11 protein-coding genes are annotated in these 12542 nt (G+C 33.8%); 6 read left to right on the plus strand and 5 right to left on the minus strand.

The features are described 5' to 3' along the window. Positions 1–17: 17 nt before the first annotated feature. The 3 genes from thiI to ezrA form a co-directional block, all read right to left on the minus strand. Positions 18–1238 carry a tRNA uracil 4-sulfurtransferase ThiI gene (gene thiI, locus HHH54_RS01355; protein WP_198617031.1) on the minus strand — a complete coding sequence of 407 codons (1221 nt, stop codon included), beginning with the start codon at positions 1236–1238 and terminating at the stop codon, positions 18–20. Beyond that, on the minus strand, positions 1228–2370 hold the full coding sequence (locus HHH54_RS01360; protein WP_198617032.1) for a cysteine desulfurase family protein: 1143 nt from the start codon (positions 2368–2370) through the stop codon (positions 1228–1230). The genes thiI and HHH54_RS01360 overlap by 11 nt, the downstream gene beginning before the upstream one ends. Before the next feature lie 345 nt (positions 2371–2715). Next, positions 2716–4413, minus strand: a complete 1698-nt coding sequence (ezrA, locus tag HHH54_RS01365) for a septation ring formation regulator EzrA (RefSeq protein ID WP_198617073.1) — start codon at positions 4411–4413, stop codon at positions 2716–2718. A gap of 160 nt (positions 4414–4573) precedes the next feature. Between ezrA and HHH54_RS01370 the strand changes: the two genes are divergently transcribed. The 3 genes from HHH54_RS01370 (at position 4574) to HHH54_RS01380 (ending at position 6990) form a co-directional block, all read left to right on the plus strand. Then, the gene (locus HHH54_RS01370; protein WP_198617033.1) at positions 4574–5026 is read left to right on the plus strand and encodes a GAF domain-containing protein; all 453 of its coding nucleotides are present in this window, start codon (positions 4574–4576) and stop codon (positions 5024–5026) included. A 229-nt stretch (positions 5027–5255) separates the two neighbouring features. After that, entirely contained in the window at positions 5256–5858 is a 603-nt protein-coding gene (gene rpsD / locus HHH54_RS01375) for a 30S ribosomal protein S4 (RefSeq protein WP_198617034.1), read from the plus strand. A gap of 166 nt (positions 5859–6024) precedes the next feature. Further along, on the plus strand, positions 6025–6990 hold the full coding sequence (locus HHH54_RS01380) for an ornithine cyclodeaminase family protein (protein ID WP_198617035.1): 966 nt from the start codon (positions 6025–6027) through the stop codon (positions 6988–6990). A 63-nt stretch (positions 6991–7053) separates the two neighbouring features. On the opposite strand, the gene HHH54_RS01385 is transcribed toward HHH54_RS01380, so the two are convergent. Beyond that, positions 7054–7797 (minus strand): glycerophosphodiester phosphodiesterase, encoded by a 744-nt coding sequence (locus HHH54_RS01385; protein ID WP_198617036.1) that lies wholly within the window; start codon positions 7795–7797, stop codon positions 7054–7056. A 73-nt stretch (positions 7798–7870) separates the two neighbouring features. On the opposite strand from HHH54_RS01385, the gene HHH54_RS01390 reads away from it, so the two are divergent. From HHH54_RS01390 to serA, 3 genes are all read left to right on the plus strand, one after another. Next, complete coding sequence (locus HHH54_RS01390) at positions 7871–8320, plus strand: SACOL1771 family peroxiredoxin (protein WP_198617037.1); 450 nt, start codon at positions 7871–7873, stop codon at positions 8318–8320. Between the two features lie 86 nt (positions 8321–8406). Continuing rightward, positions 8407–9570, plus strand: coding sequence for a pyridoxal-phosphate-dependent aminotransferase family protein (locus tag HHH54_RS01395; protein ID WP_198617038.1), 1164 nt, complete (start codon positions 8407–8409; stop codon positions 9568–9570). Next, positions 9560–11164, plus strand: coding sequence for a phosphoglycerate dehydrogenase (serA, locus tag HHH54_RS01400; RefSeq protein WP_198617039.1), 1605 nt, complete (start codon positions 9560–9562; stop codon positions 11162–11164). Before HHH54_RS01395 ends, serA begins: the two co-directional genes overlap by 11 nt. 135 nt (positions 11165–11299) lie before the next feature. On the opposite strand, the gene HHH54_RS01405 is transcribed toward serA, so the two are convergent. Beyond that, complete coding sequence (locus tag HHH54_RS01405) at positions 11300–12421, minus strand: HAD hydrolase-like protein (protein ID WP_198617040.1); 1122 nt, start codon at positions 12419–12421, stop codon at positions 11300–11302. Positions 12422–12542: the final 121 nt, after the last annotated feature.

A 12542-nucleotide genomic window follows, 5' to 3' on the forward strand; every position in this document is an offset into this window, starting at 1 on the left:
ATTTATATTTTATTCATTTAAAATAAATCATCTGCCCATGAATTTTTCTCAGTCTGATGAATATCATAGTTTTTATCAATAACGAGTGTTTCAATATTATCTACAGCACGTTGAATCATTTCTTCAAAATCAAAACCAGACTCATATTGTACTACTTTCTCATATTGAGGCTCAGTTACAGGATTTTTAGGTGTAAAAATTGTACAACAATCTTCATATGGTTGAATAGATGTTTCAAATGTACCAATTGCTTTAGCTTTCTCAATGATGTCAGATTTGTCTAATGATAACAATGGTCTCAAGATTGGCGTTGTAGTCACTGCGTTAATCGCATACATACTCTTTAAAGTTTGACTTGCCACTTGACCTAGATTTTCACCATTGACGATCGCATCAGCACCTATTTGATGCACGACTTTGTCTGCAATACGTAGCATTAAACGACGCGTTGAAGTCATTGTATAACGTTCATGTACGACTTTATGGATTTGCTTTTGAACCTCTGTAAATGGCACAATATGGAGCTTAATTGTTCCAACGTGTGTTGCCATAATGCGCGTTAATTCTATTACCTTTTCTTTTGCTTTTTCACTCGTAAAAGGCGGACTATGAAAATGAATAGCTTCAATTGTCACACCGCGACGCATTACTTCCATTCCAGCAACAGGCGAATCAATACCACCAGATAGCATTAATAGTGTCTTACCACCTGTCCCAACAGGAAGGCCTCCTATCGCTGGAATCACACGATCATACATATAAATAGCATCTAATCTAACTTCAACTCGAATCTCATGATCAGGATGCTTTACATCGACGTGAAGGTCATCTACATTTTTTAAAATAGCTCCACCAACAGCACGTTGAATATCATAAGTATCGTATTCAAATTGTTTATCAGAGCGTTTAACTTCAATTTTAAAGCTATTGCCTTTTTCATACTCTTCAGCAAAGGTAATTGCTTGTTCATAAACATCGTCCATTGTTTTATCCATTTTCATTACAGGGCTAATAGAGTGCACCCCATACACTTTAGAAATACGTCGAATCATTTCTTCAATATCAGCTTCAGGTTCTAATTTGATATACATTCGATCGCGATTCGCTTTTACTTCATACCCTTTTAAAGGCATAAGTGCACTTTTAACATTTGAACGTAACTGACTCACAAACGTTTTACGGTTTGCCCCTTTTAATGTCAATTCGCCATATCGCACAAGTATATGATCATATATCATTCACTAACAACTCCTTTACTTCTTCATATACATTATTAAATACTGTTTTAAATAGCGATAGTTCCTCTGAGTTTAGAGGTCGATCTAATGACATGCGAATGCTGCCTAAAATACGACTTTCTGAAATCCCCATCCCATTAAGTACCTCATTTATAGTGGCATGTTTTGATGAACACGCGCTAGTTGTTGACACCATCACACTCTGTTTTGAAAAAGCATTTACCAAAACTTCGCCTCTAACACCAGGAAAACTAATATTTAAAATATGCGGTGCAGCGTTATGAGGTGAATTGATATAAACGCCTTTGTATTGACTGATGAATGTTCTTAAAGCATGATTCGTTTCTTGCAGTTGCTGAAATAACTCACTTTGATGCGCTGTCGCAATATTAACTGCTTTCGCTAAAGCTACATTATTTGCCAAATTAACCGTACCGCTTCTTAACCCATGTTCTTGTCCGCCACCTTGTATAATTGGATGGATACTATGTTCATTTTTTAAAATAAGTAAACCTTGACCTTTCAGTCCATTAAATTTATGACCACTAAGAGATATACTATCGATACCAGAAGTGATTAACGGTAATTTACCTAAAGCTTGTACTGCATCGACATGTAAATGCGCTTTGGGATAATCCGACACGATGTTAATAATGTCCTCAATCGGTTGGATTTGACCCATTATATTATTAACATACATACATGCAACTAATATGACATCTGAGGTCATTAATGATTTCAAATGTTCTAAATCAATTTCACCAGAATCTTTAATACGGACATATTTTAACTCAAAGCCCTCTGTTTCAAGTTCACGCATCACTTCTAAAACTGAAGGATGTTCTAACAATGAAGTGATAATTGTATTCCCAAAAGTTCTTTTTTGATATGCCGCTCCTTTAAGTGCTATATTATTAGATTCTGTTGCTCCGCTTGTAAAAATAATACTATGTGCTTTAATATTGAGTGCATTTTTGATTTGATCTCTTGAAGCTTCAAGCAGCCTCTCAGCTTCTTGCCCTTTATCATGCGGACTATTAGGGTTAAAAAATAAATTTTCATTGACCTTAACAAAACTTTGCAATACCGCAGCGTCAGGTTGAGTCGTTGCGGCATTATCAAGATATAACATTAATCTGACGCCTCCATTTTTAAATTACACTCTATTTTACAATAATTCACTATCATTTTGTAAATCACATTCGATATTTTCTATGATTTCAATCCCGTCGTCAAGCTATTCATTTTAATTTCAATGCTATATTAATACCAAATGGATTGAACATCATAAAACATGACAACAAAAAGTATATATTACGAAATTGATAACTTCGACCTATTTCAATCTTTTATCATTATATTATCAACTTAATTTGACTATTTGCATTAAAAAAGAAGTGGTAGGATAATTCCCTATAATCACGGATTTAAATGATTATAAGCATTAATATCCTAACACTTCTTGGTTTAATTTTAGTTATTGTTGCTCCATAACTTCTCTTTCAATTTGTTGTGTGATACCTGGCTCGACTTGTTCTAATGCTTGTTCTGAAATTTCACTTGAGCGCTTGTAACGGTTATTTTTAAAGAGACGTTCCGCTTCATTTAAACTTTTATCTAAGTCATGATGTTCCTTGCGATAGCGATTACCATACTGAATTAATTTTTCAGCATAAACAGCATTAACTAAAACATCATTTGCTTCATCTTCAAACTTATTCATCTGTAGTACAACTTTGTTCACTTTATCTTTTAAATGTTGAACGTTAATCGGTCGTTCACTAAAGCGGTTGTTGACTTCTCGAACTTCATAATCAATTTCATTCTTCATAATGATAAAACGCTCTGGAACACTTGTTAAATTTGAAGCAAGCAAACGTCTGTATATTTCTTCTTTTTTACTTTGAACACGTAAAATATGTTGTTCAGCTTCAGCTTCATCCTCGCGTAAAGAAACAAGATGATTTTGTAGTTTATCTTGTTTTTCATTAATTTCTGTAACATGATCTTCAATATATTTTAAGTTATCTTGAACTTCACTATATCTCACATTTGATTTAGCCATTTCAGATAAAATCTCATCATACACTGAAATCAAGTTTTGAATTTCGTTTTCAGATTGACGTACACTTTGTATGTCACTCTCGTTAATATAATAATTTTCGCGTACGTAATCAATTTCTGTTTGTAATGTGTAATTCATATCTTTAGCGTGGAATAATTCATCAGTGATACGCTCTTTAGATTCTTCAACAGCATTTTTAGATTTGACTTCATGCTCAATCAAGTCATACATTTCATCTAGTTTTTGGTTGATATCATCTAATTTATCATTCGCTTCATCTAATTCTAAACGACTGATCATTGGCTCAACGAAACTTAATTCTGTCTTTAAATCTTGTAAATTACTATCCACTTTAACATGATCCAAATCATAGCCTTCAACTTTTAAATCTCTCACACCATATTTAATATCTTGAAATTGTCCAGGTAATTCTTTTTGTGCTTCACGTATCAATTCTGGAATCTCTTTCATATCTTCTCTTAAATAAGTAATGTCTTCATTTAAAAGATTGATATGTTGGTGAGCTTCTTGATAATTGCCTTCCTCTTTAAGTGTTTGATACATTTCAAGTTCAGGTTCGAAAGCTTCAATTTCTTTTTCCAAAGGTTCAGCTGCTTCACCATATTGATGTCTATTGGCTAAAACATCACGTTTCATTTTTCGATGTGCTGCTTTTGACTCCTCATAAATAACGTCACTTTCTTGATGTGTTTTAAATACTTTGTCTGCTTTTTCAGTCAATGCATCATAGTTAGCTTCAAATTGGTCCATCAAAGCATGTGCTTCATCGATTTCTGTTTTTGACTGTGTAAATTTAAACTTATCTAAGCTCACTTCAGCTTCATGAATTTTCTCTTCAACAGGAATTAAAAAATCATTAGAACTTTGTGACCAATCTTTATTAAGTTGATCATATTTCTGTTTTGTCTCACCAGAAAGTTGAAGTCTTTTAAGCTTATTTAAACTATCATCATACGATAGCGATTTAAGTTTTTCTTTACGCTCTTCTGCTGATTGGATCATTGTTCGTTTGTTCGAACGCATATAAATTAATGCACCAATAATAACCAGCAAAATAATTATGACTGCTAATACAATATATAATGCCATATCCACTCGACTCCTCCTATATACATAAAACTATTATAACGTAATTCATGGATGCAATAAAATGAAATATTGAAAAAATACAAACTTATTTGTGCGATCCGATTGCGTTTATAGATTTGCCCTTCTATAATGACATTACTATTTTAAACGAGGTGTTTTTATGCAAAATACAGATTATAAACTATTATCACGCCAATTAGATGCTCTATTACAAGGTGAATCGGATTTAATCGCGAATTTAAGTAATGCCTCTGCTCTACTCAATGAAGCGATTGATAATATTAATTGGTTAGGGTTCTATTTAATAAAAAATAACGAATTACTTTTGGGTCCGTTTCAAGGTAAGCCAGCTTGTGTACATATCGGAATTGGTAAGGGGGTTTGTGGCACAGCTGTTGCTGAAGGTACAGTTCAAAGAGTCGCTGATGTCAATGCTTTTCCTGGACACATAGCTTGTGATGCTAACAGTCAATCAGAAATTGTTCTTCCTATTCGTAAAGGTAATGAAATTATTGGTGTACTTGACATTGATGCTCCTGTTACACAACGATTCAGTGAAGATGATGAAGTTGGTTTAAAAGAAGTCGTTGCAGTGTTAGAAAAACATTTATAATTTAAACCGCTTTTCTATTGACATCATTCACCATTATGGTACAATGACGTTTGTGTGAATAAACGAAAATAGCAGTTGTATATTGATAGGCTCTATGATGTTCCCGAAGCGGACGTGCCGTGTAACCATAGCTATGAGGCGATGACACATAAAACATCATACCCCTTCAAGCATACAACACTCTTTTTTGTTTTTTCATAACAACAAAAAAGAAAAGGAGGAATCTCTTATGGCAAGATTTAGAGGTTCAAATTGGAAAAAATCTCGTCGTTTAGGTATTTCTTTATCAGGTACTGGTAAAGAGCTTGAAAAACGACCTTATGCACCTGGACAACACGGTCCAACTCAACGTAAAAAATTAACTGAATACGGTTTACAATTACGTGAAAAACAAAAATTACGTTATTTATATGGTATGACTGAGCGTCAATTCCGTAATACTTTTGAAATTGCAGGTAATCAAGGTGGTATCCACGGTGAAAACTTCATGATTTTACTTGCAAGCCGTTTAGACGCAGTAGTATATGCTTTAGGTTTAGCTCGTACTCGTCGTCAAGCACGTCAATTAGTGAACCATGGTCACATCTTAGTTGACGGTAAACGTGTAGATATTCCATCATACACACTAAAACCTGGTCAAGAAATTTCAGTTCGTGAAAAATCACTTAAGTTAAACATCATTACTGAATCAGTTGAAATTAACAATTTCGTACCTGATTATTTAGATTTTGATGCAGATAACTTAAAAGGTACTTTTGTTCGTTTACCTGAACGTAGCGAATTACCAGCTGAAATTAATGAACAATTAATCGTTGAGTACTACTCACGTTAATATGTACCCTATCAAAAGCTCGTTTGGATGTTTTATCCAACGGGCTTTTTTGGTATTACATAAGTTAGATATTTTGCTATGTACCATATTACCTACTCACCTCATTTTACAAATGGTCAAGCTTTTTCTATACTGAAGATAATTGAGTTGAAAGCGAGGAATAAAAATGAAAGTGTATGATGAAGCGACTATCATTGAAAATTATAAAATGTCGCATGCAGTTCAAGATATTAAGGCACTATTAAAAGAGTTAGAACACGTGACTCAAACAGAACGTCTAGTCATATCAACTGGTGAAGGTGCGCAATCTATGTTATATATGCCTTCAATCCACTTGAAGAAACAATTAGGAATGATAAAAATCACTTCAATTACACCTAAGAATCCTGCTGTAAACCGCCCAACAACACAGGGAAATATTATCATTACAAACATTGATACTGGCGAACATGTTGCAAGTTTGGATGGGAGTTATCTCACACGCCTACGTACAGGTGCGCTTAGTGCCATAGCAACTGAGTATATGAGTCGACAAAATGCTAAAACGCTAGGATTAATTGGTACTGGCGGCATGGCTTATGAACAGTTTTTAGGCAATATGGAAGCACGTTCAATTGATCATGTCATTTTATATAATCGTACGACTGATAAAGCCGAACAATTCAAATCAAAAATCCATGATCAATATCCAGATTTAAATATAACTGTTGTTGAAAACGTTTCTGATTTAGTGAAACAGTCTGATATCATTAATTGTCAAACACAATCAACTGAAGCTGTATTTAATGCAGATGATGTTCAAAAAGGAACACACATTAATGGTATTGGTTCTTACCGTCCAGATATGAGAGAAATAGATTATCAAATTTTACCAGATGCCTCTCACGTTGTATTTGATGATATCGAAGGTGTTAAGGTAGAAGCTGGTGAATTTATTGAAGCAAATGAAAAAGATATTTACCCTTTTGAAAATGTTTATGGTGATTTAAAAGCACTCGTCGATACTGAAACTATTGAGCGTTCGGACGATGCAATTACTGTTTTCAAAAGTGTTGGAGCAGCCTATTTTGATCTTGCAGTTGCTTTAGGTGCCTATGAACAACTGCAAAGTAATGAATCAAAAAACACTTAAACTTTTATAGTCATAGTAAGTTAGTAAAGTTGGAGTTGCTATAAAGTAACCCCAACTTTATTGTTATAGTTCAAAAAGTACATGTGGTACATCAGATATTACGCCATCAACACCTGCATTTAACACTTGCTTTAAACTTTTATCGTCATTAACAGTATAAGGCAAGACTTTAAGGTGTTCCGCATGCGCTTTTACCATAAATTCAGACGTTACCATTTTATAATTTGGATTTAAATATTGAGCATATTGAGCAATTTCATGAAATGGTGGTGCTTTAAACCAGTATTTTCGTTTGCTTAATAAGACACCTAATTTTAACTCTGAATCTAATTCACGTAATCGTTTAACTGAATCCTGATTAAAAGATTGGATAATGATAGACGACTTCATAAAACTAGACTTTTGTATCTCCGCTAAAAGTTCCGCTTCAATGCCAGGATAAAGCTCTGGTTTTTTGAGTTCTATAAGCAGATTTTTAGTATCGTGTTTTGCCATTTCAAGAACTTCACTTAATGTTAATATTTGCTCATAGTGCCCCTTTATTTTCCAACTTCCAAAGTCATAAGTTTTCAATGTTTGAAGGTCTATATCTTTAATTGCACCTTTAAAATTCGAAGTACGATCAATGGTTTCATCATGTATAATCACTAATTCCCCATCTTTTGTACGATGAACATCAATCTCTAGCATGTCAATAGGTTTTTGTAATGCTGCAATCAATGCACTTTTCGTATTTTCTGGAAATTCTTGAGATAACCCTCGATGCGCTATAATTTGAAATGATGAATGCGGTCTACTAACTTTCATAAAGCATGTTCCTTTCATTTTCTTTATGCTTTTCATACACTTAATTTAACATAAAATTAAGGAGGATAATATTTTGATTAAACATGATTTCCGTGTCCAAGCAGAATGGCAAGGTGGTCGTGATGCTGTAGGTCAACTATCAAGTCGACATATCCAACATCAATTTTCAATTCCAGATGAACTAGAAGGGAAAGGTGTTGGCACAAATCCTGACGAATTACTTGTAAGTGCTGCTGCAAGTTGTATTACAATTTCTTTAGCCGCTACTTTAGAACGTGCTAGAGTAAAATTCTCTAATTTAACTGTTAATAGTACTGGTACAGCATCTTTTAACGAAGGATTCTTTAAAATGGAACAAATCGTTCATGAGCCGGTTATTTCTGTCAAAAATGAATCTCATAAATTAGATTTAGAACGTAAAATCGATAGATATGTCAAAATTGCAGATAAAAATTGTATGGTTTCAAATAGTGTTAGAAACAATGTCAAACTCGATATTCAACCTCAAATCATTGTAGAATAGTCCTTTTTTGGACATTTCTACAATTTTGTCTATTAATATTTCAGAAAATTTGGTAAAATGTGAACATGTTCAAAGGAGGTATAACTATGTTATTTACACATCATTTATCTTTACTTACACCTGGCCCTACTCCCGTACCACGCTCTATACAAAACGCAATGAATCAGCCTATGATTGGTCATCGATCTAAGGATTTTGAAAATGTTGCGGAAGCTGCCTTTAAAGCATTAAAACCCGTATTTGGTAGTGAACAAGATGTCATGATATTATCTTCAAGCGGAACAAGTGCACTTGAAGCCAGTATGGTCAATATCGTAAACCCTAACGATCATATCGTTGTAATTGTGTCTGGAGCATTTGGAAAACGATATCAACAAATTGCAGAAACTTACTATCAAAATGTACACGTATTAGATGTAGAATGGGGTACTGCATTTAAAACGGATGAAGTACTATCTTTTATTGAAAATCTCAATGTGCCTATTTCAGCTGTTTTTACTCAATTTTGTGAAACATCAACTGCAGTACTTCATCCTGTAGCTGAGTTAGGACGTGCACTTAAATCACACTATGAGTCTATCTATTTCGTTGTCGATGGCGTAAGTTGTATTGGTGCTGTTGATGTTGATATGAATAGAGATGGTATTGATGTATTGGTTTCAGGAAGCCAAAAAGCATTAATGTTACCTCCTGGAATATCATTTGTAGCATACAATGACCGTGCATTAGAACGATTTAACACTGTTAAGACACCAAGTTTTTATTTAAATTTAGCGAAACATAGGAATGCTTTAGCTCAACATTCGACACCTTTTACTCCAAATATTTCAGCCTTTAGAGGTGTGTTAGCTTTTGAAGAACTTGTCAAATCAGAAGGGTTATCACATATTATTCAACGACACAATAGTATCAAAAAAGCAGTACGTCAAGCTTTAACAGCTTTAGATTTAGAATTATTAGTTAAAGATAGTGATGCATCTCCTACAGTTACAGCATTTGTCCCTAAAGATAAAAAAGAAGTTGATATCATAAAAAAGCGATTAAAAGAAGATTTTAATATCACAATCGCAGGTGGACAAGGCCAATTAAAAGGTTCGATTTTAAGAGTGGGTCATATGGGCTTTATCTCCCCTTTTGAACTTCTTCCATTCTTAGTAGGCTTAGAAATTATTCTTACAGATCATCGCAAGAAACCATATATTGGTGTAGCAACAAAAATATTTACGGAGGTCATTTATCATGAATTATAATGTTTTAGTAGCCGATCCCATTTCAGAAGATGGATTAAATGATTTAAATCAGCATCCTGACTTTAAGGTTGTACATCAGGTTGGTTTATCTGAAAGTGAATTAGAAGCAATTATCGATGATTATGATGCTTTGATTGTAAGAAGTCAAACAACTGTTACACCTCGAATCATTCATAAAGCAACGCGTTTAAAAGTCATTGCACGTGCAGGTGTAGGTGTTGACAATATTGACATTGATACTGCTACAAAAGCTGGTATTATCGTAATCAATGCTCCTGACGGCAATACAATCTCTGCAACTGAGCATTCTGTAGCAATGATTTTAAGTATGGCACGAAATATACCAGAGGCGCACGCATCACTAAAAAATGGTGAATGGGATCGTAAAAAGTTTCGTGGTACAGAGCTGTATCAAAAAACGCTTGGAGTCATTGGCACTGGTCGTATAGGTATTGGCGTTATAAAACGATTACAAAGTTTTGGTATGAAAGTACTCGCCTATGATCCTTATCTCTCAGAAGATAAAGCTAAAGAACTTGAAGTCACTCGCGCAACAGTAGATGAAATTGCACAACACTCTGATTTTGTTACAGTACATACTCCGCTTACAGAGAAAACCAAAGGACTTGTAGGAAATTCATTCTTTAATCAAGCTAAACCGAATCTTAGAATTATAAACGTAGCACGTGGAGGTATTATTAATGAGTCAGCACTAATTAAGGCGTTAGATCAAGGTAAAATTGCTGGTGCTGCTCTCGATGTATTTGAAGTAGAGCCTGCTACCCAATCTGAAGTTACAAAGCATCCTAAAATTATTGTGACGCCTCATTTAGGAGCCTCTACAATTGAAGCTCAAGAGAAAGTTGCAATTTCTGTATCAAAAGAAATCATTGAAATTCTAAAGCATCAAAATGTGTCACACGCGGTAAATGCTCCAAATATTATTTTCAATGAGGATAGTGAGATTAAACCATTTATTGATTTAGCTGAAATGACTGGACATGTTGGGATTCAGCTTATGCCAAAAGCACCACGTGAACTCAAAATTAGCTATTCTGGAGATATCGCGTTAGATGATACAAGCTTGATTACACGGACACTCGTTAAAAGTGTATTAAAGCAAGACATGGGTGATCATGTGAATTTGATTAATGCACTTGCATTGCTCAATGAACAAAATGTATCCTATACGCTTGAAAAAAATAAAAAGAAAAAGGGGTTTAGTAATTACATTGAATTAGAATTGATCAACAAAGATGACATTGTTAAATTAGGTGCTACTGTATTAAATGGATTTGGACCTCGAATTGTACGAATTAACGATTACCCTATCGACTTTAAACCCGAAACGTATCAACTTGTAATTAATCATAACGATCGACCAGGAATCGTAGGTAAAACTGGACAAATCCTTGGCCAGCATGATGTTAATATTGCGTCTATGCATCTCGGTCGTAGTCAAATCGGCGGCGAAGCTATGATGATTTTATCGGTAGATAATTACGTTGATGAGGCGGTTCAAGAAATATTGCTTGAGATTGACGGATTTGAAAAAATTACACAAGTCGTTTTAAACGAAGAACAACATAAATAAACTAAAATTAAGTTAAAACACTTTATGTAAAATTAACATCAAAAAATACTGAGTAGTGATGAAAGTTTCTGTACTACTCAGTATTTTTAACTCATTTTAATCCTTTTTAATCATTCCAAATGGTGTTATGTTTTATTAAAAAAATGCTTTGATATCTAATACATTCTTGACTAAATGCGTTGCTCCATGTGACTTCAACTCTTCTGCTGCAAGCTCCCCTTTTAAACCTGTTAAGGTACCAATGAAATGTGTACCTAGCTTTTGAGCACTAAATAAATCTGCTAATGAATCTCCAACAATTGTAATTGTTTCTTCTTTAAATCGTTGCTCTTGGTGTGTAGCATAATCTTCGTATCGCTTCTCATCATTTCCTAAATATGAGGTAATATAAGTAAAAGGATTCGGTTTTGCTAATGGTCTCAATTCAGGATAATTCATCTCAGTTTTTAAAACTTCTGAGGCCGTAGCAATATGATTAACATCAAAATATTTTAATAATCCTAAAGATTCAAATGGAACTATTGTTTCTGTTCGTGGTCTTCCTGTCGCTATTCCAAGTGTATAATTTTTTTCAGTTAAATATGTTAATAGTGCTTTGATTTGATCGACAGGCGCTAATGTTTGTTCTTGATATATATAACCTTTTTTGAACTTAGTTCTTGGTGTTTTTCCTTCCACTTTTGCATACAAATCAGACCCTAAGTACCATTCCTGATATATTTCTTGACATAACATCCACAATGAACTTTGGATATCAAATAAATGTACTGCCGTTGTATCTAAAAATTCCGATACATATCTTTTTAAATCTTGGTAAATCGCTTCTTTCCCCTTAGATACTTTTTCAACAAAACGAAGCGGTAATTCGTTGTCAATCTTAGTTACAGTCATTTTATATCCTAAGTTTTTTAACGTCTCTTGATGAATATGCGTTTGATTTAAGAAATGCTCACGTACATCTTTAGGAAGTGATTTTAGTAAAGCAGCAAAATGTACAGCAAATACCACAAATAACATATCCCAATTCGAATTTAGTCCTAGTGACTTAAGACGATTTAACGTAATATCGTTATTGAAGATTTCCTGACGAATTTCTTGAATTTCACTTTCAGAAACTGATTTTAAATCTATCGATGAATCAAGATTTAAATAGGATTGATCATACAGTAATTCAAATACAGTAAGCGCAGACACATCAAAGCAGCGTGATTCATCTAAAAAGACACCATCTACATCAAATAATATTGCTTTCGTCATAAGTTTCTCCTTTGAATAGAATATTCTGAATAATTCATTATACCATGTCTTCTCAAAAATTTATACATTTGAATACATCATAAAATCAAAAAAGAGTAGTACAAAGTGTTGACACCTTGCC

Source organism: Staphylococcus canis (genome assembly GCF_016238445.1).
In the GTDB taxonomy this organism is placed as follows: Bacteria; Bacillota; Bacilli; order Staphylococcales; family Staphylococcaceae; genus Staphylococcus; species Staphylococcus canis.